This window comes from Microbacterium sp. STF-2 (assembly GCF_034650155.1).
Taxonomy (GTDB): Bacteria; Actinomycetota; Actinomycetes; order Actinomycetales; family Microbacteriaceae; genus Microbacterium; species Microbacterium maritypicum_A.
Genome location: NZ_JARKMW010000001.1, coordinates 1,797,273 through 1,820,468, shown reverse-complemented (window position 1 = coordinate 1,820,468; position 23,196 = coordinate 1,797,273). Strand labels below are relative to the sequence as shown.

Annotated in this window: 24 protein-coding genes and 1 tRNA gene; 14 read left to right on the top strand and 11 right to left on the bottom strand. The window is 69.2% G+C overall.

The window, feature by feature from the left end:
- Window positions 1-7 precede the first annotated feature (7 nt).
- Window positions 8-898 (bottom strand): alpha/beta hydrolase, encoded by an 891-nt coding sequence (locus MicroSTF_RS08785; RefSeq protein ID WP_322955020.1) that lies wholly within the window; start codon window positions 896-898, stop codon window positions 8-10.
- Between the two features lie 128 nt (window positions 899-1,026).
- On the opposite strand from MicroSTF_RS08785, the gene MicroSTF_RS08780 reads away from it, so the two are divergent.
- The 4 genes from MicroSTF_RS08780 to MicroSTF_RS08765 all read left to right on the top strand — a co-directional run bounded on the left by MicroSTF_RS08780 (window position 1,027) and on the right by MicroSTF_RS08765 (window position 5,002).
- A complete protein-coding gene (locus MicroSTF_RS08780; RefSeq protein ID WP_021201258.1) occupies window positions 1,027-2,769 on the top strand; it encodes an MDR family MFS transporter in 1,743 nt (580 codons plus the stop codon).
- Complete coding sequence (locus tag MicroSTF_RS08775) at window positions 2,732-3,226, top strand: MarR family winged helix-turn-helix transcriptional regulator (RefSeq protein ID WP_231479914.1); 495 nt, start codon at window positions 2,732-2,734, stop codon at window positions 3,224-3,226. The genes MicroSTF_RS08780 and MicroSTF_RS08775 overlap by 38 nt, the downstream gene beginning before the upstream one ends.
- Window positions 3,227-3,280: 54 nt before the next feature.
- Window positions 3,281-3,835 (top strand): MarR family winged helix-turn-helix transcriptional regulator, encoded by a 555-nt coding sequence (locus MicroSTF_RS08770; protein ID WP_322955017.1) that lies wholly within the window; start codon window positions 3,281-3,283, stop codon window positions 3,833-3,835.
- Window positions 3,836-3,913: 78 nt separating this feature from the next.
- Window positions 3,914-5,002, top strand: a complete 1,089-nt coding sequence (locus tag MicroSTF_RS08765; protein WP_029267556.1) for an alkene reductase — start codon at window positions 3,914-3,916, stop codon at window positions 5,000-5,002.
- A gap of 58 nt (window positions 5,003-5,060) precedes the next feature.
- Here MicroSTF_RS08765 and MicroSTF_RS08760 read toward each other — a convergent pair whose 3' ends face one another.
- Together MicroSTF_RS08760 and MicroSTF_RS08755 are read right to left on the bottom strand one after the other, a co-directional pair.
- Window positions 5,061-5,699, bottom strand: coding sequence for a hypothetical protein (locus tag MicroSTF_RS08760; protein ID WP_322955015.1), 639 nt, complete (start codon window positions 5,697-5,699; stop codon window positions 5,061-5,063).
- A 29-nt stretch (window positions 5,700-5,728) separates the two neighbouring features.
- Entirely contained in the window at window positions 5,729-6,514 is a 786-nt protein-coding gene (locus MicroSTF_RS08755; RefSeq protein ID WP_322955014.1) for a DNA/RNA non-specific endonuclease, read from the bottom strand.
- Window positions 6,515-6,614: 100 nt separating this feature from the next.
- Here MicroSTF_RS08755 and MicroSTF_RS08750 point away from each other — a divergent pair, with 100 nt between their 5' ends.
- The 4 genes from MicroSTF_RS08750 (at window position 6,615) to MicroSTF_RS08735 (ending at window position 10,463) form a co-directional block, all read left to right on the top strand.
- Window positions 6,615-7,976 (top strand): aminotransferase class I/II-fold pyridoxal phosphate-dependent enzyme, encoded by a 1,362-nt coding sequence (locus MicroSTF_RS08750; protein WP_322955012.1) that lies wholly within the window; start codon window positions 6,615-6,617, stop codon window positions 7,974-7,976.
- Window positions 7,973-9,223 (top strand): pyridoxal phosphate-dependent aminotransferase, encoded by a 1,251-nt coding sequence (locus MicroSTF_RS08745; protein ID WP_297555622.1) that lies wholly within the window; start codon window positions 7,973-7,975, stop codon window positions 9,221-9,223. The genes MicroSTF_RS08750 and MicroSTF_RS08745 overlap by 4 nt, the downstream gene beginning before the upstream one ends.
- 13 nt (window positions 9,224-9,236) lie before the next feature.
- Window positions 9,237-9,307: transfer RNA gene (locus MicroSTF_RS08740), tRNA-Cys, on the top strand.
- Between the two features lie 43 nt (window positions 9,308-9,350).
- Entirely contained in the window at window positions 9,351-10,463 is a 1,113-nt protein-coding gene (locus MicroSTF_RS08735) for a DegT/DnrJ/EryC1/StrS family aminotransferase (protein ID WP_021201250.1), read from the top strand.
- A 35-nt stretch (window positions 10,464-10,498) separates the two neighbouring features.
- Here MicroSTF_RS08735 and MicroSTF_RS08730 read toward each other — a convergent pair whose 3' ends face one another.
- On the bottom strand, window positions 10,499-11,350 hold the full coding sequence (locus tag MicroSTF_RS08730) for an AraC family transcriptional regulator (RefSeq protein ID WP_322955010.1): 852 nt from the start codon (window positions 11,348-11,350) through the stop codon (window positions 10,499-10,501).
- A gap of 123 nt (window positions 11,351-11,473) precedes the next feature.
- Here MicroSTF_RS08730 and MicroSTF_RS08725 point away from each other — a divergent pair, with 123 nt between their 5' ends.
- On the top strand, window positions 11,474-12,019 hold the full coding sequence (locus tag MicroSTF_RS08725; RefSeq protein WP_021201248.1) for a carboxymuconolactone decarboxylase family protein: 546 nt from the start codon (window positions 11,474-11,476) through the stop codon (window positions 12,017-12,019).
- Between the two features lie 98 nt (window positions 12,020-12,117).
- On the opposite strand, the gene MicroSTF_RS08720 is transcribed toward MicroSTF_RS08725, so the two are convergent.
- Window positions 12,118-12,849 (bottom strand): glutamine amidotransferase, encoded by a 732-nt coding sequence (locus MicroSTF_RS08720; protein ID WP_021201247.1) that lies wholly within the window; start codon window positions 12,847-12,849, stop codon window positions 12,118-12,120.
- Window positions 12,846-13,856: a type I glyceraldehyde-3-phosphate dehydrogenase gene (locus MicroSTF_RS08715; RefSeq protein WP_322955006.1), complete on the bottom strand. Its 1,011-nt coding sequence runs from the start codon at window positions 13,854-13,856 to the stop codon at window positions 12,846-12,848. Before MicroSTF_RS08715 ends, MicroSTF_RS08720 begins: the two co-directional genes overlap by 4 nt.
- 69 nt (window positions 13,857-13,925) lie before the next feature.
- Between MicroSTF_RS08715 and MicroSTF_RS08710 the strand changes: the two genes are divergently transcribed.
- On the top strand, window positions 13,926-14,588 hold the full coding sequence (locus MicroSTF_RS08710; protein WP_322955004.1) for an HAD-IA family hydrolase: 663 nt from the start codon (window positions 13,926-13,928) through the stop codon (window positions 14,586-14,588).
- 15 nt (window positions 14,589-14,603) lie between these two features.
- Here MicroSTF_RS08710 and gabT read toward each other — a convergent pair whose 3' ends face one another.
- Window positions 14,604-15,941 (bottom strand): 4-aminobutyrate--2-oxoglutarate transaminase, encoded by a 1,338-nt coding sequence (gene gabT / locus MicroSTF_RS08705; RefSeq protein ID WP_021201244.1) that lies wholly within the window; start codon window positions 15,939-15,941, stop codon window positions 14,604-14,606.
- 80 nt (window positions 15,942-16,021) lie between these two features.
- Between gabT and MicroSTF_RS08700 the strand changes: the two genes are divergently transcribed.
- Together MicroSTF_RS08700 and MicroSTF_RS08695 are read left to right on the top strand one after the other, a co-directional pair.
- A complete protein-coding gene (locus tag MicroSTF_RS08700; RefSeq protein ID WP_051668098.1) occupies window positions 16,022-16,801 on the top strand; it encodes a YggS family pyridoxal phosphate-dependent enzyme in 780 nt (259 codons plus the stop codon).
- Window positions 16,802-16,807: 6 nt separating this feature from the next.
- On the top strand, window positions 16,808-17,683 hold the full coding sequence (locus tag MicroSTF_RS08695; RefSeq protein WP_322955000.1) for a heme o synthase: 876 nt from the start codon (window positions 16,808-16,810) through the stop codon (window positions 17,681-17,683).
- A 37-nt stretch (window positions 17,684-17,720) separates the two neighbouring features.
- Here MicroSTF_RS08695 and MicroSTF_RS08690 read toward each other — a convergent pair whose 3' ends face one another.
- On the bottom strand, window positions 17,721-17,924 hold the full coding sequence (locus tag MicroSTF_RS08690) for a CDGSH iron-sulfur domain-containing protein (protein ID WP_297555630.1): 204 nt from the start codon (window positions 17,922-17,924) through the stop codon (window positions 17,721-17,723).
- Complete coding sequence (locus MicroSTF_RS08685; RefSeq protein WP_297555632.1) at window positions 17,921-18,976, bottom strand: iron-containing redox enzyme family protein; 1,056 nt, start codon at window positions 18,974-18,976, stop codon at window positions 17,921-17,923. Before MicroSTF_RS08685 ends, MicroSTF_RS08690 begins: the two co-directional genes overlap by 4 nt.
- A gap of 155 nt (window positions 18,977-19,131) precedes the next feature.
- On the opposite strand from MicroSTF_RS08685, the gene MicroSTF_RS08680 reads away from it, so the two are divergent.
- Complete coding sequence (locus MicroSTF_RS08680; RefSeq protein ID WP_322954998.1) at window positions 19,132-19,977, top strand: AraC family transcriptional regulator; 846 nt, start codon at window positions 19,132-19,134, stop codon at window positions 19,975-19,977.
- A 94-nt stretch (window positions 19,978-20,071) separates the two neighbouring features.
- A complete protein-coding gene (locus tag MicroSTF_RS08675; protein ID WP_322954997.1) occupies window positions 20,072-20,923 on the top strand; it encodes a phytanoyl-CoA dioxygenase family protein in 852 nt (283 codons plus the stop codon).
- Window positions 20,924-20,936: 13 nt separating this feature from the next.
- Here MicroSTF_RS08675 and MicroSTF_RS08670 read toward each other — a convergent pair whose 3' ends face one another.
- Window positions 20,937-21,767 carry an endo alpha-1,4 polygalactosaminidase gene (locus tag MicroSTF_RS08670; RefSeq protein WP_322954994.1) on the bottom strand — a complete coding sequence of 277 codons (831 nt, stop codon included), beginning with the start codon at window positions 21,765-21,767 and terminating at the stop codon, window positions 20,937-20,939.
- On the bottom strand, window positions 21,764-23,161 hold the full coding sequence (locus MicroSTF_RS08665; protein ID WP_322954993.1) for an MFS transporter: 1,398 nt from the start codon (window positions 23,159-23,161) through the stop codon (window positions 21,764-21,766). Before MicroSTF_RS08665 ends, MicroSTF_RS08670 begins: the two co-directional genes overlap by 4 nt.
- Window positions 23,162-23,196: the final 35 nt, after the last annotated feature.

Below are 23,196 nucleotides of genomic sequence, written 5' to 3'. Positions count from 1 at the left end.
AGGCGGGTCAGTCGCGAGCCCGCGTGTAGAGATCGAGCAGGTCGGCGGTCAGCTGGTGCGGTGTGGTCTCGCTCGGGCTGTGTCCCGTCGGGTACGCCCGGAACTCCGCGCCGATCTCGCGTGCATACCGTTCGTGGGCGGCGAGCGGCCACAGGTCGTGCGATCCCGCGACGACGAGCTTGGGCATCGGCAATCCCCGCACGCGGCTGCGCAGATCGGGAGCGGCCATCATCAGGCCGACGATCTCATCGACGCTGCGTCTGCTCGTGAGCGCGAACCGCGAGCGGACGAACTCGAGGCGCCGTGGGGGCACCCGGTTCTTGTTCGTCACGATCCCCCAGATCATGAGGCCGGCGCCGCGACGAGGACTCGCGATCGGGGCGAGGGGTCCCAGCCACTTCATGCTCGCGAACACGTTGCCGGAACCGGGAGGAGTGGTCAGGAGCGTGAGGGAGAGCACGAGGTCGGGGCGACGGACGGCGACCAGCTGTGCGACGGTGCCGGCGAACGAGTACCCGAGCAGATGCGCCGGCGCGCCCGCGTCGAGGAATGCGACCAGGTCGGCGATGAACAGCTCGTACGTGTAGGCGGAGTCTGCGCCGGCCGCGTGCGACTCGTACTGCCCGGCGAGGTCGAACGACTGCACGAAGTACCCCGCATCGGCCAGCAGCGGCAGCATCAGGGCGAAGTCCTCCTTGGAACCGGTGGCCCCGGGCACCAGGACCACGCGCGGACGCTCGGGTGCGCCCAGCGAGATCACGGACAACTCGCCGCTGGGGGCACGGAACCACGATCTCGTCGATCCGGCGGGAGGCACGGTCCAGTCGACGTCCCCGATGGCCGCGTCGAGAGAGGCCGGGGCGCCGGGCGCCCGTCCGCTCCTGGAATCAGTCGACACGCTGACACGGTACCGCTCGGTTCCGCCGAGCAGAAGCACGACGCGAGCACATACGCCTTTAGTTGCGCTTTGGCAACTAAAGGCGTATGGTTGACCTCGATCAACTTTCTACGCAGGAGCGTTACCCCGTGACACACACCCCATCCGCACCCCCCGAGACGACCCGGTCGGCTCGCGAGGTCTTCACCGCGATCTCCGGGCTCGTCGTCGGCATGTTCGTCGCCGTGCTCTCGGGCACCGTGGTGTCGACCTCGATGCCGGTCATCATCGCCGACCTCGGCGGCACGCAGTCCCAGTACACCTGGGTCATCACCGCGAGCCTTCTGGCCACCGCCGTCTCGACCCCGATCTGGGGCAAGCTCGCCGACCTCGTCGACCGCAAGGTGCTCGTCCAGATCTCCCTCATCCTCTTCACGGTCGGCACCGTGATCGCCGGCTTCTCGACCGACACGAACATGCTCATCGCGGTCCGCGTCATCCAGGGCATCGGCGTCGGCGGCCTGATGTCGCTCGTCATGATCGCCGTGGCCCTCATCATCTCCCCGCGTGAGCGCGGCAAGTACATGGGCGTCGTCGGCGGCATCATGGCCCTCGGCACCATCGGCGGCCCGCTGCTCGGCGGACTTCTCACCGACGTGTGGGGCTGGCGCTCCAACTTCTTCGTCGGCGTGCCGTTCGCGATCCTCGCCCTGGTGCTCCTGCAGTTCACCCTGCACCTGCCGAAGCCCCAGCGCGACACCAAGGTCTCGATCGACTACTTCGGCATCGTGCTCCTCGCGGTCGGCGTCTCGACCCTCCTGATCTGGGTCTCGATGGGCGGCAACCAGTTCGACTGGGACTCCTCGACGAGCATCATGCTGATCGTCACCGCCGCGGTCGCGATCGCCGCGTTCATCACGGTCGAGTTCTTCGTCAAGGAACCGATCGTCCCGATGTCGCTGTTCCGCAACCGCACCTTCACCCTGTCGGTCATCGCCTCGATCGCGATCGGCGTCTCGATGTTCGCGACGTCGGTGTTCCTCGCGCAGTACTTCCAGCTCGCCCGTGGCGCCACGCCCACCGAGTCCGGCCTCATGACCATCCCGATGATCATCGGCCAGATGGGGGCGTCGATCATCATCGGCCAGCTCGTGAGCCGCTTCGGCAAGTGGAAGGGCTGGATGCTGACCGGGTCGGTCCTCGCGACCGTCGGCGTCAGCCTGATGGCCACGCTCCGCTACGACACCCCGTTCCCGCTCGTCGCCGTCTACATGTTCGTGCTCGGCGCCGGCCTCGGCATGGTCATGCAGAACCTCACGCTGATCGTGCAGAACGACACTGCTCCGCAGCAGCTGGGCGCCGCCTCGTCGAACGTGAACTTCTTCCGCACGATCGCCGGCACCATCGGCGTCACCGTGATGGGCTCGCTGCTGTCCACCAGCGTCGCGAACTACATCACCGATGCGCTCGACGGCTTCGTCCCGTCGACACCCGCCGAGATCGACGCGCTCAAGCACCTCGCCTCGGGTGACGTCCCCAAGGTCGGTCAGCTGCCCGACACGATCCGCACGATCGTCGAAGGAGCTTACGGTCACGGCATCGCCGATTCCTTCATCATCGCCATCCCGCTCGCGGTGATCGCGATCATCGCGATCGCGTTCATCAAGAACAAGCCGCTGTCGACCAAGAACGCCGCCGAGCAGATGCTCGAGCAGGCTGAGGAATCGGTGATCGAGGTCTCCGAGGCCGAGGTCGGAGCCTCGCTCTCCACTGGAACCATCCGGATCGAGGGTGCCGGCAGCGCCCCCGCGACCGGTGCGGTCCGCGTTCTCGAGCGCGACGATCGTGCCCGTGATGACGTTGCCCGCGAAGACCGGGACGGGGAGCGCTGAGGTCATGGCCTCGGCAGCGGTCGCGGCGTCGGATGTCGACAGTGCGCTCGGTGACCTCCAGGCGCATCTGAACCTCATCTTCGCGAGGACCCGGTCGCTGTGGAAGGAATCCGCAGCCCGGGTCCACCCGGAGCTGCAGGTGGCCGGCTACAAACTGCTGACCTTCATCGACAGGGCGGGAACGGCCAACGCGCACGAGATCGCCGAGCGGTTCGAGATGGACAAGTCGGTCATCAGCCGTCAGGTGCGGATGCTGGAAGAGCTCGGTCTCCTCGAGTCCCGCCCCGACGAGCGCGACGGTCGGCTGCGGGTGCTGAGCGTGACCGCCACGGCCTGTGATGCGCTCGCCGCGGTCCGCCGCGACTACGGCACCCGTCTCCAGGCCGTGATCGATGAGCTGACTCCCGAAGAGATCCGGGCGGCGTCCAAGGCCTTCCGGCTGCTGGCCGAGGTCTGACCCGAAGCCCCGCCGTCACGATCGACGGCGGGGCTTCGCCGTACACTGGCGAGCATGAGCGCCTCCTCCGACGCCCCTGCCGATGATGCCGCCGATGATGCCGCCGATGATGCCGCCGATGATGCCGCGGGGGCCCCTGGCGAGACCCGTGCATCCGCTGCCGCGACCGACCTGCTGGGCGACGCCGACCTCGACCAGGCCGTCACCAGGGTCGAGCAGGAACTGGGTCGACTCTTCGCGCGGATCCGCATCGGCTGGCGTGAGGCCGCAGCGACCGTGCATCCCGATCTGCAGCCCCTCGGCTATCAGGTGCTGACCTCCATAGCGACGGGAAAGGCGACCTCGGCCGGAGCGATCATCGAACGGCTGCAGACCGACAAGTCGGCGGTGAGCCGCCAGGTGCGACAGCTCGAACAGCTCGGACTCGTGGAGAGTGTGCCGGACCCGGAAGACCGCAGGGCCCGTGTGCTCGTGGCGACCGACCTGGCGCAGGAGCGGGTGGCGCTCGCCCGTTCGCGCTATGAGGGGCGCATCGGCGAGCGGCTGCGCAACTGGACCGCGGCCGATCTCGACCACTTCGCCGATCTGCTCGCCGGCCTCGGCGGCTGAGGGAGACGACCGACCTCGTCCGGCGGAGCGAAACGCCGACCGGGAATATGCTGATCCCCTCGCGCCTTACCTCCCACTGTGAATCTCTACGAGCCCGCCGTCTTCGGCGCCCTGCAGCTGTCCAACCGCGTCGTCATGGCGCCTCTCACCCGCACCCGTGCGGATGACGACGGTGTCCCGACCGCGACGATGGAGGAGTACTACCGGCAGCGTGCGGGGCAGGGGCTCATCATCTCCGAGGGCACGTGGCCGGTCGCCGAAGGCAAGTCGTACCCCGGGCAGCCGGGCATCGTGACGCCCGGGCAGATCGAGGGGTGGAAGCCGATCACCGCAGCCGTCCATGACGCGGGGGGAACGATCGTCATGCAGCTCATGCACGGTGGCCGTGTGGGGCACCCCGCCATCTCGGGCGAGGCGCGAGTCGTCGGTCCGAGTGCGCTCGCGGCACCCGGACAGACGCGCACGCCCGAGGGCAAGGCCGATCTGCCGGTGGCTCATGCGCTCACCCTCGACGAGATCCCCGAGGTCGTCGAGCAGTTCGCGCAGGCCGCCCGCAACGCGATCGCCGCCGGCTTCGACGGTGTCGAGGTGCACGGCGCGAACGGGTACCTCGTGCACGAGTTCCTCTCGCCGGTGTCGAACATCCGCGAGGACTCGTACGGCGGATCGCCCGAGAACCGCGCGCGCTTCGCGATCGAGGTCACCGCGGCCGTCGCCGGTGCTGTCGGAGCCGACCGCACCGGCATCCGCCTGTCGCCGCAGCACAACATCCAGGGTGTGCTGGAGGAGGACGATGCGGATGTCCGCGCGACCTACACGGCCCTCGCCGAGGGTCTCGCGCCGCTCGGCCTCGCGTTCATCGACGTGCTCAACGCCGACCCCGCCGGAGAGCTCGTGCAGCACATCCGTCGCACGGCGGGTGCGCCCCTGATCGTCAACACCGGCTTCGCGGCGGAGACGACCAAGGATGAGGCCGAGTCGCTCGTCGCCGACGGACGGGCGGACGCCGTCGCCGCCGGTCGTCCCGTGATCGCGAATCCCGACCTGGTCGAGCGCTGGATCCAGGGAGCCGAGCTCAACGACCCGCGTCCCGAACTGTTCTACGGCCGGACCGCCGAGGGATACAGCGACTACCCGTCGCTGGAGTCGGTGCGCGCCGGAGTCTGAGGCGGCGTCGACAAGCGCGTGAGGGCGAGGTCGATGAGGGCGAGCGCGTCCCGCGGGATCACCGCGGTGCACACGACGTGCTCGTCGACCCGGAAGCCGATGCTGTAGACGAACGGGTCGGTGTCGACGCACAGCGCGGGACGCTCCTCGCCGTCGACCTCGACCGAGGCGTCCGATGCCGAGGCGGCGGGGGGCTTCCCGGTCCCGTCGGCGTCGGCACGGGGTCGGTCGAGAGGCCGAGCTCGCCGCGGAAGCGGTTGCGCAGGATGTGGTCGGTGTGCGCGGCGAGCTGCTCGGCGAGAGAGGCCCCCTCCCGGCCGGGCGATGCATGCCAGGTCGTCCGCACCGCCTCCCACAGCATCGGGTACCGGAAGGCCTGCACCTGCGCGATCAGCCAGGCCGGACGACCCCAGGGCGGCTCTTCCGTGAGGGAGCGCCGTGTGGGTTCGTCCAGCTCGATCTCGTTGCGGGGATCGGCATGGTCGTCGGGGTGCCGCCACAGCGTGTAGCTGAACGATGCCGAAACCTCGTCGCGGCCCGCTGCGCCGGAGATCTCCATGAAGCCGGCCACGGGGAGTCGCGTGAGAGCGCGCTGCGGCTTCAGCTCGAATACCGGGAAGGGGAGGCTCTGCAATCGGGCATCGGACTCGATGCTCGGGTCGGGGGCATCGGTCGGGACCACTCCGCTGTACTCCATCGGTCCAGTGTGGCGCGATCGCTCCCGGATCACAGCACGATGTCGCCCGCGGTGTCGAGCGTCCGCCATCCGGACTCCCGCGCTCCCTGTCGCGGGAGCGTGTCCGCCTCGACCAGTGCTCCGAGGTCGATGCCGGTGAGTGCGACGATGTCGGCGATCGGCACCTGGAACGTGCGGAAGGCGCCGAGCGGGGGGACGGCGAGCGTCTCATCCCGCATGTCGACGAGGTCGGACTGATCGAGCACGAAGCCCGCGGCGGCGAGGCCATCCGGTCCCTGCCACGCGGCGACCTTCCAGAAGCGGAGGGGCACGCGGATGCCTCGGTAGGGAGGATCGCTCTCGGCCAGTACCGGGGCGGTGAACACCGACAGGCGCTGATCGGTGCTCTCGGCATAAGCGAGCACGTGGTCTTCGAGGCCGAGCCACAGCTCCTTCGACTGGTTGAATCCCGCAGCCTGCGGCGCAGCGTTGGGATAGAAGAAGGTCGCCTCGCTGGCGGCGCGCGCGGTCTGCGTCGGTCCCCATCCCGGGTCTCGTCGCCGCACGAGGTGCCCGCGGTCGAGGTCGTTCCGCGTGTACACCTCGGGTCCCGTCTGCTCGTCGGCCGGGAGGCGGTCGTCGAGTCGCCAGTCGCCGGTGCGCGGCAGGTCCTGCAGCGTGGCGCCGTCGATGTTCACCGCCGTGACCGCCGCGAGACGCCGCTCGGGGTCGAGCAGCACCGTGAATCGCGGATACGGGAGCGAACGCATCTCGCGTTCGGGACAGGGGAGGGGGAGCCGTTTCCCGAGGAAGTCCGATTCGTAGCCGTCGGTCATGCCCCCATCGTGCCCGGTGCCTCCGACGTGCGCACCCCGAAGTCGAAGCAGACCGTGCGGATCTTTTGACATAGGTCAAAAGATCGCCTACGGTCGAACCATGGCCCAGGCACCCGATCGCGAAGACGTCGAAGATGGCATCGTCGGGTCGACCGCGGCGGAGATCTCCGAGAGCGTGCGCGACCTCGTCGAGCGGGGTGCATACGCTCCGGGAGACCAGCTGCCGTCGGTCAGATCACTCGCCGCTCGCCTCGGCGTGAACAGGAACACGGTGCTGGCGGCCTATCGTTCGCTGGTCACCGCGCGCATCGCCGCCACGGGTGGCCGCACCGGAACCACGGTGCTCGGGCCGGCGCAGAACCCCGACGAGGGATTCACCCCCGGCTCGGTGCTGCGTGATCTCGGCAGCGGCAATCCCGATCCCGCCCACCTTCCCGACCTCGCAGCCGCCTTCGCCGCTGTCACGCCCGGCCACGTGCTCTACGGTGAGTCCGTCATCGACGCCGACCTCGCCGAATGGGCGACCGAGTGGATCGCGGCCGACCATCCGCGTCCGTTCCGCCTGTCGATCACCTCCGGGGCGGTCGATGCCGTCGAGCGCCTCTTGGCCCAGACCCTGGTGCAGGGCGACCGCGTCGGGCTCGAAGACCCGTGCTTCCTCTCCAGCATCCACACCGCGCGTCTCGCCGGATACGTGCCGGTCGCCATCCCCGTCGATCGCGAAGGGATGACCGTCGCCGGCCTGCGTGCGGCCCTCGAGAGCGGCGCGCGCGCGATCGTCTGCACGCCGCGTGCCCACAACCCGACCGGTGTCGGCACCAGTCCTGCACGCGCACGAGAGCTCCGCGAGGTCCTCGCCGATCATCCGCACGTGCTCGTCATCGAAGACGACCATTTCTCGATGCTCGCACCCACGCCCTACGAGAGCATCATCGCCCCCACGCAGCAGCGGTGGGCGCTGGTCCGCTCGGTGTCGAAGTTCCTCGGGCCCGACATGCGCCTCGCGGTGACGGCATCCGATCGGGTGACCGCTCAGCGTCTGGCGCTGCGCCTGAGCCCCGGAACCATGTGGGTGAGCCATGTGATGCAGCGGCTCGCCGCCACGATGCTGCGCGATGACGAGACCCGGGAGCTCATCATCGAGGCGGGCGCGCACTATGCGGGGCGCAACCGCCTCTTCGTGTCGATGCTCGTCGAACAGGGGATGCATGCGCAGGCGGACAGCGGGCTCAACGTGTGGGTCGACGTCCGCGACGATGCGACGGAGATCAGCCGTCGCCTCGCTTCGCGCGGGTGGCTCGTGCGCCCCGGCTCCGAGTTCGCGCTCGATCCCGGCAGCTCGCAGGGCTCCACCCAGCTTCGCCTGACCGTGCACACGCTCGACGACGCGGAGATGCAGCGCCTCGTCGACGACCTCGTCGGGGTCGCCGGGGGCTCGAGCGCGGCGGGGGTGGAGGCGTGACCCCGTCCCGGCCGGAGAGGGCCGATCATCGGATCGGACGCTCCTCGCGGTTGGAAGGCGTCCTGTACGACCTGCGCGGACCGGTTGCCGAGCGCGCGGCCGAATTGGAGAAGCGCGGAGAGTCCATCCTCCGTCTCAACATCGGCAACCCCGCCCCGTTCGGCTTCGACGCCCCGCCGGCCATCGTCGAGGCTCTCCGCTCGGCGTTGCCTCAGGCGCACGGCTACTCCGAGTCGGCCGGTCTTCCCGAGACCCGCGAAGCGATCGGAGCGCATTACGCGCTGCGCCCCGGATTTCCCGCACTGGGGATCGACGACATCACCGTGGGGAACGGCGTCTCGGAGCTCGTGGGGCTGACGCTGCAGGCGCTGCTCGAGCCGGGCGACGAAGTGCTCATCCCGAGCCCTGACTACCCCTTATGGACGGCGTCGACCGTGCTGGCCGGAGGGCGAGCGGTGCACTATCCGTGCCTCGAGGCCGAAGGATGGACGCCCGACCTCGCCGCGATGGAGGCGTCGATCGGTCCGCGAACCGCGGCCATCGTGGTGATCAACCCGAACAATCCGACCGGTGCGGTCTACACGCGTACGGTCCTCGAGCGGATCGCCGAGCTCGCGCGGCGCCACGGCCTCCTGCTGCTCTCGGACGAGATCTACGACCGGGTCGTCTTTCCGGGATACGCGCATGTGTCCATGGCGCAGATCGCCCCCGACGTTCCGTGCGTCACGTTCGCCGGGCTGTCCAAGACCCACCGTGTCGCGGGCTACCGTGCGGCATGGATGACGACGACGGGGTTCCACCGCGACGATCCCTTCCTCTCCGGGGTGCGTCTGCTCGCCTCGATGCGCATGTGCGCGTCGGTGCCGGCCCAGCACGCGATCACCGCGGCCCTGACCCACGACGACTCGCTCGACGCTCTGGTGGCGCCCGGCGGCCGGCTGACGCGGCAACGGGATGCGGCCCTCGAAGCGCTCGAGGCGATTCCCGGGGTCGATACGCAGCCGGCGGGTGGGGGGCTCTACCTCTTCCCGCGACTGGATCCCGAGGTGCACGGCATCGAAGACGACGAGCAGCTGGTGCTCGACTTCCTCGACGCCGAGCGGATCCTCCTCGTACACGGCAGGGCCTTCAACCTGCAGACGCCCGACCACCTCCGGATCGCTTTCCTTCCGGAGGCCGAAGTGCTCACCGACGCGCTCCGTCGGCTCGGAACGTTCCTGAACGGGTACTCGCCGCCGGGACGCTGAGCACATCCGACCCGGTGGAGTGACCGAGTGGCCAGGTCGCGGTCCGCAAGACCGTGCACGCAGGTTCGATTCCTGCCTCCACCTCAACCGGGCTCATGCGAGCCGCCGCCGACGAAGGGCTTCCACGATGGACAGCGCATTCATTCCCGCCGCCAAGCCGATCATCGGCGATGACGAGGTCGCCGCCGTCGAACGCGTGCTCCGCAGCGGCATGCTCGCCCAGGGGGCGGAAGTCGCAGCCTTCGAAGCCGAGTTCTCCGCGCAGTTCCTCGACGGACGGACGGCGGTCGCCGTCAACTCCGGCACGAGCGGTCAGCTGCTCGGGCTCATCGCCGCAGGCGTGGGTCCGGGGGATGAGGTGATCGTCCCCTCCTTCACCTTCGCGGCCGTCGCCAACTCCGTCGTCCTCGCTGGGGCGACTCCGGTCTTCGCCGACATCGAGCCGGCGCACTTCACCCTCGACCCCGAACGGGTGCGGGCGGCGATCACCCCGAGGACGAAGGGGATCATGCCCGTGCACCTGTACGGGCACCCCTTCCTCGTCGATGGCATCGAAGCGCTGGCGGGAGAGCACGGACTCGCCATCTACGAGGATGCCGCGCAGGCGCACGGAGCCGCCTGGCGCGGACGTCCGGCGGGAACCATCGGTGCGTTCGGGATGTTCAGCCTGTACCCCACCAAGAACATGACCGCCATCGAGGGCGGCATCGTCTCGTGTGCCCGGGACGATCTCGCCAGGACCGTCCGCCTGCTGCGCAATCAGGGGATGGAGACGCAGTACGCGAACGAGATCGTCGGGTACAACAACCGCATGAGCGAGGTACATGCGGCAGTGGGGCGTGTGCAGTTGCGCAAGGTGGGAGAGTGGACGCGGCAGCGACAGCGGAACGCCGCCCTGCTGGATGCCGAGCTCGCCGGCCTCCCCGGTCTCACCGTGCCTCCGGTCGCTCCCGAAGCCGAGCACGTCTACCACCAGTACACCGTCCGCATCGCCGACGGCGAGCGGGATCGTGTGCGTGATGCCCTGCGGGACGAGCATGGGGTCGGCGCAGGCGTCTACTACCCGATCCCGAACCATCGGCTGCCGTCCCTGCAGAGGTTCGCCCCGGAAGCGGAGTTGCCGGAGACCGAGCGGGCGGCGCAGGAAGTGCTCTCCATCCCGGTTCATCCCTCACTCTCGTCCGCCGATCTCGAACGGGTGATCGATGGGCTCCGAGCGGTGCTCGCGGCCGGTCGCTGATCGGTTCCGTCACGCGGACCTGTCACGGTCGATCATCACACGGCGAGCGTCAGCCACGCTCGAGGCGAGTGCCCGATGCGCTGAGCGAACACCCGCGAGAACGCCGATGAGCTGGCGTAGCCCAGTTCCGCCGCCACGGTGCTCACGGACACGCCCGCGCGCAGTTGCTCCTGGGCGATCGTGAGCCGCCACTCCGTGAGATAGTCGCCGGGGGAGCGCCCGAGCACCTCTTTGAAGCGGGCGGCGAATGCGCTTCGCGACATCGCGGCGGTGCGGGCGAGGGCCTCCAGGCTCCAGGACTCTCCTGGGGCCTCGTGCATCGCGACCAGTGCGGGGGCGAGCCGCTCGTCGGCGAGGCCGGGTATCAAGCCTGGCGGGAGGTCGAGTCGTTCGGCGTGATCGAGCATCCACCGCAACAACTGGATGAGCACGACCTCGAACATGCGATCCGCCACCAGGGGGCGACCGCACCGCACGTTGTCGACCTCGGAGAACATCAGGTCGAGTGCGGGGCTGAGCGTCTCGACCTCGTCGAGCGGCAGGACGATCGACGACGGCAGAGTGCGCACCAGCGGGTGCGTGGCGCCGCCGTCGAAGTCGAGCGTCGCGCAGGCGAAGTCGGATTCATCGGTCGGTGCGTTGAGGAAGGAGTGGTCGATCGGGCGGGGGAAGAACAGCAGGCTCGGTCGGGTGATGACCTCGCGCTCTGAGCTGCCGTCCGCACGGCGGTGCGTCACCTCCATCTCGCCGCGGCGCAGGACGTGCAGGAAGCCGTGGCCGCCGCTCGCCGGAAAGACCGTCGTTCCGCAGAGGGGGCCGTTGTGGAACAGCCGGGTCCGCACGCGGAAGCGTTCGAGCAGGGGAGAGAGGCGGTCGACGGCGGGCATACCTTCAGTATCGTGGACGATATGTCATGAAAGCAAGACTCTTTGGTGCGTATCGTCCGATATGTTTCGAAAGACTGAAGTGAGCCCGGATCCGGGCCCATCCCGTCATCGAAGGAGCATCCCGTGCCCAACGTCCCTCTCATCGACCGCGACAACGCCACCGGAAACGTCAAGGAGCAGCTCGACCAGATCGCCGGCGCCTTCGGAGCCGTGCCGGCCATGTTCCGCGCCGTCGCCAATTCTCCTGCTGCTCTCACGAGCATGTGGAGCGCATTCGGTGCCTTCGGCGGAGGATCCCTCGGTGCGGCGCTCGGCGAGCAGATCGCCGTCGCCGTCGCCGACCGGAACTCGTGCCAGTACTGCCTCGCAGCGCACACCGCCCTCGGCAAGAAGGCCGGTCTCAGCCGCGAGACGCTCACTGCCGCGCAGAGCGGCGAGTCCGACGACCCGCGCACGGCGGCACTGCTCGCCTTCGCGCTGAAGCTCGTCGAGGAACGCGGCCAGGTGTCCTCGGCGGACGTCGACGCCGTGCGCGCGCAGGGCTGGACCGACGAGCAGATCGTCGAGACGATCGCACAGGTCGCGCTGAATCTGTTCACGAACTACGTGAACATCGCTCTGGATGTCCCGATCGACTTCCCGAGCGTGGCGCTGCGTCGCGCGAGCTGAACGCCGCCACGCAGAAGGGGCCGGGTCCGTGTGGACCCGGCCCCTTCTGCGTGCACGGTCGGCTTCTGCGTGTGCTGCGCGCCTCGTAGGCGGCGGCGTCAGGCGGGGGAAGTCGGCTTCTCGACCGCATCCAACCAGGCGGCGATGGTGGAACGAGCCGCCTTTTCGAGCTTCGGTCCGTAGGCTCTGGCATCCTCGCGGATGATGCGCGGATCGATGCCGTTGTGGTGCAGCTCGTGCGCGTGGCCGATCAGCCAGCGTCCGATCGTGCGGTGGTCGGCCTCGAGGTGGAACTGCAGGGCGAGCACGGCGTCCGTGCTGAAAGCCTGGTTCGGGAACTCGGGCGTAGAGGCGAGATGGCGGGCGTTCGGGGGAATCGTGAAGGCGTCGCCGTGCCAGTGCAGCACCGGCATGCCGTCGAGCGGACGCAACGGCGAATCGAGGCCCTCCGTGGTGAGGTCGAGCGGTGCATAGCCGATCTCGACCGCACCTGTCGGGCGCACCTCGGCCCCCAGCGCCTCGGCGATCAGCTGCGCGCCGAGACAGATCCCCAGCAGAGGCCGCCCGGAGCGGAGTCGATGGGAGACGGCCTCCTTCGACGCATGCAGCATCGGATAGCCGTCGGCGTCGTGCACGCCGATCGGACCCCCCAAGACGACCAGGAGATCGGCGTCATCCACCCGCTCGATGTCGATGGCCTCGATCCCGAGGTCGACGTACTGCACGCGATACCCGCGTTCGCGCAGGAGCGGTTCGATGTTTCCCAGGTCTTCGAAGTGCACGTGCCGGAAGGCGAGCGCGGTGCGCTCCCACGGGGTGGCGTTCGTCATGCGGGCAGCCTTTCTGCGACGTATTCGGCGAGCTCGGTGAGACGGTGCGAGTACCCCCACTCGTCGTCGTACCAGGCGGAGATCTTCACCTGCGACCCGATCACCCGGATCAGCCCGGCATCGAGGATCGACGAATGCGGATCGATGACGGTGTCGGCGATGGCGATCTCGTCGTCGGCGCAGCGCAGGATGCCCTTCAGCGGGCCGTCGGCGGCGGTCTCATAAGCGGCTCTGACCTCGTCGACCGTGACCGGACGGGAAGCGGTGACCGTGAGATGCGTGATGGAACCGCTGATCGCCGGGACGCGCAGGGCGAAGCCGTCGAGACGGCCCTCGAGTTCGGGGATCACGCGTCCGATGGCCAGCGCCGCCCCGGTGTCGCCGGCGGAGATCTTCGTGCCCTTCCCTCCGGCGGATCGTGGATCGGAGTGCGGGATGTCCTGCAGGAGAAGGTCTGTCGAGTCGGCGTGGATCGTCGTCATGAGGCCGGCGTCGATGCCGAAAGCCTCATGGAAGACCTTCGCCACGGGGGCGAGGCAGTTCGTCGTGCAGGAGGCGCTGGAGATGACGTGGTGCCGGGTCGGGTCGTAGGTGTGCTCGTTGACCCCGCGCATGAACGTGCCGTCGTCGCCCGCGGTGGGAACGGTCATGATCACCTTTCTAGCCCCTGCGGCCAGATGCTTCCTCGCGTCTTCGGACCGGGTCTCGGCTCCCGTGGACTCGATCACGATGTCGATCCCCAGTGCCGCCCACGGAAGCCGCAGCGGATCGCGTTCCGTGAACATGCGGATCGCGTGGCCGTTGAGGAAGAGGTGCTTGTCGTCGAACCGCACGCCGCGGGTCGACGGACCGCTGTGACCGTCTCGCTGCAGCAGCTCGGCGAGAGCACGGGGCCCGCGCGGATCGTTCACCGCGACGAGCTCGAGCTCCGAGCGGCGGGCGAGCAGCAGGCGGAGCTGGTTGCGGCCGATCCGGCCGAGCCCGTTGACGGCGATCCTCGTTGGCATGGTGGTCCCCTCCGTGGCGCGGTCCCCCCGTGCCGATGATAGTTTTGGCCTATGCCAAAATTATCACATGTGCGAAGCGAAGATTCCTGGGAGTTCGAACGCGCCGGCGTGCTGTTCGACTGCGATGGCGTCCTGGTGGACTCGGTCGCGTCGGCGGCTCCCGCCTGGGAGGCCTGGGCGCGTCGGCACGCCCCGTCGTTCGACTTCCTCCGGGATGCGCCGCATGGCATGAGGCCGAGTGAAGTCGTCGCGGGTCTGGTGGGCCCGGATGCCGCGGCCGCCGCGACTGCAGAACTGGTCGCCCTCGAGATCGAGGCGGCCGTGCATACGAGAGCGATCCCCGGTGCCGCACGCCTCGTGGGGTCGTTGCCGCGTGATGTCTGGGCGGTCGTGACGAGCAGCAATCGCGCCGTGGCGCTGGCCCGGTTGCAGAGCTCCCACGTGCCACGGCCTCCGACCCTGGTTGCGGCGGAGGACGTGCCTCGCGGCAAGCCGGAACCCGACCCGTACCTCCTCGGCGCCTACCGGCTGGCGCGTGCTGCCGAGGACTGCATCGTGTTCGAGGACTCGGTCCCGGGGATCCGCTCGGCTCGCGCGGCGGGTGCCGGATTCGTCGTCGGCGTCGGAGCAGGATCGGCCGACGGCGATCCCGACGTGGTGGTCGCAGACCTCCGCGCGGTTCGGTGGCGGGACGGCGTCCTCGTGGTCGACACCGCCGGCGGGGTCGACTGACGTGCCGGTAGAGCGTCAGCCGAGCGTCGTCAGGGCGCGGTCGATCACGTCCATGGCGATGTCGATCTGATCGTCGGTGGTCGTGAGCGTCGGCAGGAATCGGATGACGTTCGAGTCGCTGCCCGCGGTCAGCAGCAGGATGCCGTGCTGGGCCGCGTAGGCCGCGATCGCCGACGCGGCCCCGGCTGCCGGCAGCGACGTGTCGGGGTCGCTCAGCTCGAACGCGTACATCGCGCCGATCCCGCGGACGTCTCCGATCAACGGGTGGCGGGAGGCCAGGGCGGCGAGATGGTCCTGGAGGCGTGCGCCGATGCGCAGAGCCTCCGCGAAGAAGTCGCCGCGGTCGAGCTCGTCGAAGACCGAGAGGGCGGCGGCGATGGAGACCGGGTTGCCGCCGAAGGTGCCCCCGAGCCCACCCGGGTCGGGCGCATCCATGATCTCGGCGCGACCGGTGACGCCGGCGAGCGGGAGTCCGGCCGCGATGCCCTTCGCTGTGAGCACGAGATCGGGGATCACGCCGAAGTGCTCGCTCGCGAACCAGGTGCCCGTGCGGCCGAGCCCCGTCTGGATCTCATCGGCGATGAACACCACGCCGTTGCGCGTGCACCATTCCTGCAAGGCGGGGAGATATCCGTCTGCAGGAACCACGAATCCGCCCTCGCCCTGGATGGGTTCGGCGATCAGAGCGGCGAGGTCGGCGGTGCCGATGCGCTGTTCGAGGTGGGCGATCGTCCGCTGCGCCGCCTGCGCGCCGGTGAGTCCATCGCGGTAGGGGTACGAGTTGGGCACGCGGTGGATGTCGGGGGCGAAGGGCCCGAACCCGGTGCCGTACGCGGCTTTGTGGTTCATCGCGAGTGTGAGGTTGGTGCGCCCGTGGAAGGCGTGGTCGAGGGCGGCGACCGCGCGGCGACCGGTGTATCGACGAGCGATCTTGACCGCGTTCTCGACGGCCTCCGCGCCGGAGTTCACGAACACCGAGCGCTTCTCATGGTCGCCCGGCGTCTTCTCGGCGAGGCGCTCCGCCAGTCGCACGTAGCCCTCATAGGGGGTCACCGTGAAGAGGGTGTGCGTCACCTGCTCGAGCTGTGCGGCGGCGGCGGCGATCGCGGCCGGATTGCCGTGCCCGATGGTGGTGACGCCGATGCCACTGCCCAGGTCGAGGAAGCGGTTGCCGTCGACATCGGTCACCCAGGGACCCTCGGCGTGCGCGATGTACACCGGCAGAATGCTCCCGACACCGCGCGCGACCGTTCTCGTGCGACGTTCGTGGATCGACCGGCTGCGCGGGCCGGGCACCTCGGTCAGGAGGGAAGGCGCGGCGGACGCGTCGGGGAGGACGAGAGACGAGGGCATGGCGGCTCCTTGGGTGAGCGGTGCCGAGCGAAGGGCCTCGCCCGGTCGAATCGGCCTAAGACTATGTTACAGTTTGACCTATGTCAAAAATGGAAGCACCGGTCGGCTCCGACGACCGCTATCCCACGGCGTTCACCGTCGAGGACTTCCGGCGCAACCTCGCGGGCGTGGAAGCACGCATCGCCGCGGCGGCGCACCGAGCGGGCCGTGACCCGGACGAGGTGACGCTGCTGCCGGTGAGCAAGACCGTTCCGACCGATCGCGTCCGGGTCGCGATCCAGTCGGGTATGCGCCTGCTGGGCGAGAACAAGGTGCAGGAGGCGGTGCGCAAGAACGGCGAGACCGCCGACCTCGATGTGTCGTGGTCGATCATCGGACACCTGCAGACCAACAAGGCGAGAGACGTCGCCGCATTCGCTGCGGAGTTCCAGGCTCTCGACCGGCTGCGCGTCGCCGAGGCGCTCGATCGGCGTCTCCAGGCCGCGGGTCGCAGCCTCGACGTCTTCGTGCAGGTGAACACCTCGGCCGAGGACTCGAAGTTCGGGATGCCCCCCGAAGAGCTCCCGGCATTCCTGGAGGCGCTTCCCTCCTACGGGACGCTGCGGGTGCGGGGCCTGATGACGCTCGCCATCCTCACCCCCGACGACACCCGCGTACGTGAGTGCTTCTCCCTGCTGCGCACGCTGCGAGATCAGGCCAGAGAAGACGCCCCCGACCTGATCGGTGCGGGCGAGCTGTCGATGGGCATGTCGGGCGACTACGAGATCGCCGTCGAAGAGGGGGCGACCTGCGTGCGCGTGGGGCAGGCGATCTTCGGAGCCCGCGCGCTCCCGGACAGCTACTACTGGCCCGAGGGCTGAACGCGCGTGCTGCAGACCCTGCGCGCGTACGTCGAACTCACCAAGCCCCGCATCCTCGAGCTCCTCCTCGTCACCACGATCCCGGTCATGGTGTTCGCTGCCGATGGCCTGCCCGATCTGGGTCTGATGGCGGCGGTGCTCATCGGCGGGGCGCTGAGTGCCGGGTCCGCCGGCGCGTTCAACATGTACATCGAGCGGGAGAGCGACGCGCTGATGGAACGGACGGCTCAGCGCCCGCTGGTCACCGGCATCGTCTCACCGCGGGCTGGGCTGACCTTCGCGTGGGTGCTCGCCGCAGGCTCCGTCGTGTGGATGCTGACCCTGGTCGGTCCGTTGCCCGCTGCGCTCTCGACAGCGGGACTCGTGCTCTACGTGGCGTTCTACACGGTACTGCTGAAGCGTCGCACCGAGCACAACGTGGTCTGGGGCGGTGTCGCGGGGTGCGTTCCCGTGCTCGTCGGCTGGAGCGCGGTGCGAGGCGGCATCGAATGGCCGGCCGTCGTGCTGTTCCTCGTGGTCTTCTTCTGGACTCCGGCGCACTACTGGCCGCTCTCGATCCGGTACCGGGACGACTACCGGCGTGCGGGAGTGCCGATGCTCGGTGCGACGCGCGCCCCGGCCTATGTCGCCGTCAGGGTGATCGGGTTCGCCGTGGCGACGGTCGTGTGCTCGCTGGCCCTCCCGTTCGTCGCCGAGGTCAGTGGACTGTACGTGATGACGGCACTCGCCGCGGGGGCGGGTTTCCTCTTCTCTGCGTACCGCATGCGCGTGCGCGACCGGCGCGGTGCGGAGCTGCGCCCCATGCTCGTCTTCCGCGCGTCGATCGTCTATCTCGCGGTGCTGTTCCTGGCGGTGGGTATCGATCCGCTCTTGACGCGATGACGCGATGACGCGCTGGCGCCGAGCCGCGGAGGCAGCCTCAGTCGTCGGTGCGGAAGCCCGCCGCCTTGTGGGTGCCGTCGCAGAAGGGCTTGAGCGCCGAGAGGCCGCAGCGGCACAGTGCGACCGTGCGGCGGTGCGGTGCGATCCGCTCGCCGTCGGCCGTGCGCAGATCGATCTCACCCCGCACGAGCAGCGGGCCGTCGGGGTAAGGCGTGATCGTCGCGCGCTCCTCGCCGCTCACGACGGTGTCCGTTCGCGGAGGGATGAGACACCCGCGGACCAGGACTCCAGGATGTGCGCCCCGCCCCACCCGTCCATCGTGAGGCCGGCGGCGGCACCGAACATGATGTCGGGCAGGAGCTCCGGGCGGTCCTCGGCGAGGCTGCCGGCGAGGTCTCGGGCGGCGATCTGCTCGTGCACCGCGTCGGCCTCGACGTGCTCGTCGAAGTACTCGGTGACATCGGGGGCGAACCCCAGCCGGCGCAGACCGTCGGCGTACAGGCGGCAGGGAATCGACGAGGTCATCTCGTAGGCGGCCAGGTGTCCGACGATCGAACCGACCAGGCGGCGATTGAGCCCGAACATCGACATCATGTTGAGTGACGCGAGCGTGACGGCGGGCAGATCGTCGATGTATGCGCCGTAGGTGTCATCGAGACCGGCCGCACGCATCGCTCGCGCGAAGAGGGTGGCATGCACGCGATGCGGGCGTCCGCCGCCGTACTCGTCGGACTGGATCTCGACGAGCGCCGCCTTGGCGCGTCCGTCCAATCGAGGAATCGCCCAGGAGTGCGGGTCCGCCTCGCGCAGTGTGTAGGCCGAACGCTGGATGAGCATCTCCTGCGCCTGCGCCTCGGTGGCCTTCTTCGCGAAGTACCGCGAGAGACTCGGTCCGGAATCGGCGCCCGCGAGCGCGAAGAGCGCTCGACCGACGGCATCCACCGTCGGCTCCGGGAGGTCAGGCATCGGCACCTTCCCGCGCAGCTCGCCCTCGAAGGCCGCTTCGAGCAGGCGCCGGGTCGCGAGGAGCGCGGGATCCCACTCCCGATCGGGATCGAGCTGCGGGAGCGATCCGTAGGCGGAGGCGTAGAGCACGAACAGGGCGAGCTGGACGTCGTCGTCGCGGACGACGTCGGCGCTCGCCGCGACGACCTCCTCGGCGAGGGTGGTGTGGTCGCCGGCGTCTTCCGCGCCGGTGAGATGCGCGATCACGGCGCGGCTCACCGGCCCTCTGTCGGAGAATGCCAGGGCTGGTGCGGATGCCGGGGCGGTTGCCGGGGCGGATGAGGTCATGTGTCGAGCTCCCAATCGATGCGGACACTCCGTATCCTGCGCGGAACGGTGGGATCCGGCCAGGGACTTGACGTGGGCTCTTCCGTGAGCCACGCGCGGGAGCTGCCGGAGCGATGCGCGGGGTGGACTGCGGGCGCGGCAGTAGGCTGACGTCGATGACGCCGACGGCCTCCTGGTCCCACTACGCCTCACCGCGCCATGCGATGCGACGATTCCTGATCTCGTGCCATGGAGCCGGGGAACAGGCGGGCCTGCAGCCGCCTTTCCGTCAGCGGGCACTCCCGACCCGCGGCCTCGTCTACATCTCCGAAGGGCGCGGCACCTACGAGGAGTACGAGCCGCGCGGCCTGCAGGTGCCGGTGGAGGGCCCGGCGGTGATCTGGCTCACGCCCGGAGTCCGTCACGGATACGGCTCCGACGCCCGGGGGTGGTCGGAGCACTGGGTGCTGTTCGAGGGCGAGCCCTTCGCGGCATTCGAGACGACCGGACTGGGAGGGCGCCACCGGCCGGTGCAGAAACTCCTCCGGCCGGTCGAAGACGCGGATGCGATCTTCCGTGAGCTCTGCGTGGCTGTCGCCGCGGTGGGGGCGCGGGCGGAGATCGCCGCATCGGTCGCGACGCAACGGCTCTTGCTCGCCATCCTCGATGCCGCGGATCCGGCGGAAGGGGCGGCGGCCGGTGCCACCATCGTCGACCTCGTCACTCGTGGTGCGACCCGGACCCTCTCGGTCGCCGAGCGGGCAGCCGCCGTCGGGCTCACCGCGCGCGAGCTGGGGGATGCCGTGCGTTCCGCGACCGGGCTCACAGTGAACGATCTGGTCATCGAGGTGCGCATCGCGCAGGCCCAGTCGCTCCTGGCGGAGACCAGGCTCGATGTGGGCCAGATCGCCGCGCAGGTCGGGTACGAGGACGCGGCCTATTTCTCCCGACTCTTCCGGCGGCGCACGGGGGCCGCGCCATCGGCGTTCCGCCGGCAGCAGGCCCGATCGCACTTCGACTGAATACTCCAAGTCGCGGTCGGTTCATCGCGGATAGTCCAATGATCCGGCGGAAAAGTCCATGGACGGAAGTCCAAGTGTCGCCGACGCTGGAGTCATGCTCACCTCCAACGGATACACCCTCGACGATTCTCCGTCCCGCCTGGGCAGGATGGAGCCCGTGCCGGACGCCATCCGCAGCGACAAGGATGCGCTGTGGGATCGGTTGCGTCGCGACGGCTACCTCTATCTGCCGCAGCAGCTCGATCCGCAGCTGGTCGCCTCGTTCCGCGAGTACTACTTCACGGCGATGGCGGACACCGGGATCACGGAGCACGGTTCCGATCCCGCCGTCGGCATCGGCGCGCAGGGAGAGATCGACAGGGCGAAGATCCGCGCCGCCCTGTTCGACGAGATCGTTCCGGGGGAGCGATACGCGGCGCTGACCGGACACCCCGACATCCGCGGGTGGTTCGAATGGTTCCTCGGCGATGACGTGCACCTGCACCGGCGCAAGATCATCCGCCACATCCGTCCGGGCGAATCGGGCATCGGCACCGCCACACAGGCACACTACGACCTCGTCTATCTGCGCGAGGGAAGCGAGCGCGTGCTCTCGATGTGGATCCCCCTGGGAGACTGTCCCGTCGAGCAGGGCGGTCTCACCTATCTCGAAGGCAGCCACCACTGGGCCCTCGCCGCCGAGCGGGAGCGCGGTGACAGGCCCCCGGCTGCGTCGATCACGGCCGACCTCCCTTCTCTCGCCGAGGCGCACGATGCGCGGTGGCTGCTCGCCGACTACCGGGCCGGCGACGTGATGGTCCACTCGTCGTACGTGGTGCACGCCAGCACCGACAACGTCGACCCGCAGGGGCGTATCCGTCTCTCCACCGACATCCGCTATCAGCGGGCATCCGAGCCGATCGACTGGCGCTGGCAGGAGCACTGGCACGAGGACGACGGTCTCTGAGCGGCCGGATCGCTCAGCCGCAGGTCTCGAACACGTAGGCGCCGTCGTCCGGTGTGACGAGATCGCGGTCGCGGAGCACCATCGCGGCGGGAGAGGCGTCGTCGTCGCACATCTCGGCGAAGGACCGCGGGAGCTCGTCGGCGTACTCGATGTCGATGACGTGGTCGCCGTAGACCGACGTGTAGGCCTCGCACTCCTCGTACGCGGCGCATTCCTCGGTGACGGCGAAGTCGAAATCGGCCCGCGCGCGGAGCGGAGCCGCGTTCTCGGCGGCGTTCTTCTGCCCGGCGGCGAGCCCAGCGGTGTGGGCGGCATCGACGAGGAGCGAGGCCAGTGCCCGGTTGTCGTCGAACGAGAGGGAACCATCGGACCGTGAGTACGAGTCGAGGTTGTCGAATTCCACCGCGTCGAAGCCGGCATCCGCGCATTCGTCGATCCAGGGCTTCACCGTCTCGGAGATCCTGTCTCGATGCTCCGCGGTCGAGGTGTCGAGCAGTGCCTCGTCCGGCCAGTCCGGATCGAACACGACCTCGCCCCCGCGCTGGAGCAGCAGATCGCGCGGCCAGTCTGCGAGTTCGCCCGGCTGCGTCTGGAAGCCGTTCACGTAGCAGATCGAGTACACGCCGGGTACGGGCTCGGCGCTCCGGTCCCGCCCGACGATGCCGACCTCGGGGCCCGGTGCGTAAGCTCCGCCCAGCTGGTAGTCGGGCACCGCGCCGGAGGGCGGAAGGGTGACGCCCGACGAAGGCGAATGCGCGGGCGCGGGGGAGCAGGCCGTCAGCGCGAGCGCTCCGACGACGATCAGACCGGCCCATCGGCCTCGCGCGAGTGCGGCCACGGTCATCGCGGCACGGGGCCGGTCGCGGCGGCGTCGGCCGGTGTCGGTTCGGCCGGATTGCGGCGGATGCCGATCCACGACACCACGCCGCCGATCACGAGCAGCGTCGCCGTGACCCATGCCGCGCTGTGGAACCCGTCGAGGTCGAGCGCACCGCCGACGATCGTCGAAAGCATCGCCACCACGAGCAGCCCGGCGACACGCGAGACGGCGTTGTTGACGGCCGAGGCGATACCCGAGTGGTTCTCGTCGATCGCTCCGAGGATCGCGGCCGTGAGCGGAGCGACCGTGAGCGAGAGCCCGAGGCCCATCACGATCATCGCCGGCAGCACCTGCCACCAGTAGTCGAAGTCGGCCGAGACGAGGAGCAGCATGAGGGCGCCGACGGCCATGAGCAGCGGTCCGACCGTCATGAAGATGCGCGGTCCCCACCGGCCGGCCCACTGGCCCGCGCGCGAGCTGACGAGGATCATCAGGATGGTCATGGGCAGGCTGGCCAATCCCGCGGCGGTCGCGCTGAGGCCCGCCCCCTGCTGCAGGTAGACGCCGACCACGAAGCCGTTGAGCGACAGAGCCGCATACACGAAGAACGTGGCGAGGTTGCCCCAGCCGAAGTCGCGCACCCGGAACAACCACAGGGGCATGAGGGGCGACGCCGAGTGCTGCTGACGCCACAGGAACAGGGCGAACAGGGCGGCGCCGGCCACGGCCGGAATCCAGATCGCGGGCGACTGCCACCCCAGATTCGGCTGTTCGATGAGTGCGAAGACCACGGCGCCGAGTCCGACCGCGCACAGCGCCCCGCTCCACCAGTCGACCGTGATGCCACGGGGATGCTCGGGCAGACGAAGACGGGAGAGCAGGAGGATCGTGATGCCGATCGGGATCACGTTGATGAGGAAGACGAAGCGCCAGGACAGGTAGTCGACGAACAATCCGCCCAGCAGCGGCCCGACCAGCTGTGCTCCCGTGGTGAACGCCGTCCAGACGCCGATCGCCCTCGACTGCACGTCGGAGCGCATGGTCGCGGTGATCAGTGCGAGCGAGCTCGGCACCAGCAGCGCACCGGCGGCCCCCTGCGCGGCCCTGGCGATGATCATGACGAGTGGATCGAATGCCGCGGCCACGGCGATGGATGCCACGCCGAAGGCGATCAGCCCGATACGCATCACCAGCACCCGGCCGTAGGCGTCCGACACCGATCCGGCCAGCAGGATCAGGGCACTCAGAGTGATCAGATAGGCGTCGACGACCCACTGCTGGGTGGTGATGCCGCCTCCGAGTTCGCGACTGATCGCGGGCAGCGCCACGTTGACGACCGTGCCGTCGAGGAACGTCACGAAAGACGCGAGCACCGCGATCGAGATCACGAGGCGCTGGAGCGGGGCGAAGGAGGCCACAGGCCGACCATACCGCCGTCATCGGACGCCGGGGC

Excerpts from the sequence above, each read along its gene's own strand:
- gabT (WP_021201244.1), bottom strand. The coding sequence starts at position 15,941 with ATGCCCTCGTCTCTCGTCCTCCCCGACGCGTCCGCCGCGCCTTCCCTC.
- MicroSTF_RS08775 (WP_231479914.1), top strand. The coding sequence starts at position 2,732 with ATGACGTTGCCCGCGAAGACCGGGACGGGGAGCGCTGAGGTCATGGCC.
- MicroSTF_RS08730 (WP_322955010.1), bottom strand. The coding sequence starts at position 11,350 with ATGCCCGCCGTCGACCGCCTCTCTCCCCTGCTCGAACGCTTCCGCGTG.
- MicroSTF_RS08770 (WP_322955017.1), top strand. The coding sequence starts at position 3,281 with ATGAGCGCCTCCTCCGACGCCCCTGCCGATGATGCCGCCGATGATGCC.
- MicroSTF_RS08750 (WP_322955012.1), top strand. The coding sequence starts at position 6,615 with ATGGCCCAGGCACCCGATCGCGAAGACGTCGAAGATGGCATCGTCGGG.
- MicroSTF_RS08675 (WP_322954997.1), top strand. The coding sequence starts at position 20,072 with ATGCTCACCTCCAACGGATACACCCTCGACGATTCTCCGTCCCGCCTG.
- MicroSTF_RS08755 (WP_322955014.1), bottom strand. The coding sequence starts at position 6,514 with ATGACCGACGGCTACGAATCGGACTTCCTCGGGAAACGGCTCCCCCTC.
- MicroSTF_RS08700 (WP_051668098.1), top strand. The coding sequence starts at position 16,022 with ATGTCAAAAATGGAAGCACCGGTCGGCTCCGACGACCGCTATCCCACG.
- MicroSTF_RS08715 (WP_322955006.1), bottom strand. The coding sequence starts at position 13,856 with ATGCCAACGAGGATCGCCGTCAACGGGCTCGGCCGGATCGGCCGCAAC.
- MicroSTF_RS08685 (WP_297555632.1), bottom strand. The coding sequence starts at position 18,976 with ATGACCTCATCCGCCCCGGCAACCGCCCCGGCATCCGCACCAGCCCTG.
- MicroSTF_RS08760 (WP_322955015.1), bottom strand. The coding sequence starts at position 5,699 with ATGGAGTACAGCGGAGTGGTCCCGACCGATGCCCCCGACCCGAGCATC.
- MicroSTF_RS08680 (WP_322954998.1), top strand. The coding sequence starts at position 19,132 with ATGACGCCGACGGCCTCCTGGTCCCACTACGCCTCACCGCGCCATGCG.
- MicroSTF_RS08670 (WP_322954994.1), bottom strand. The coding sequence starts at position 21,767 with ATGACCGTGGCCGCACTCGCGCGAGGCCGATGGGCCGGTCTGATCGTC.
- MicroSTF_RS08720 (WP_021201247.1), bottom strand. The coding sequence starts at position 12,849 with ATGACGAACGCCACCCCGTGGGAGCGCACCGCGCTCGCCTTCCGGCAC.
- MicroSTF_RS08735 (WP_021201250.1), top strand. The coding sequence starts at position 9,351 with ATGGACAGCGCATTCATTCCCGCCGCCAAGCCGATCATCGGCGATGAC.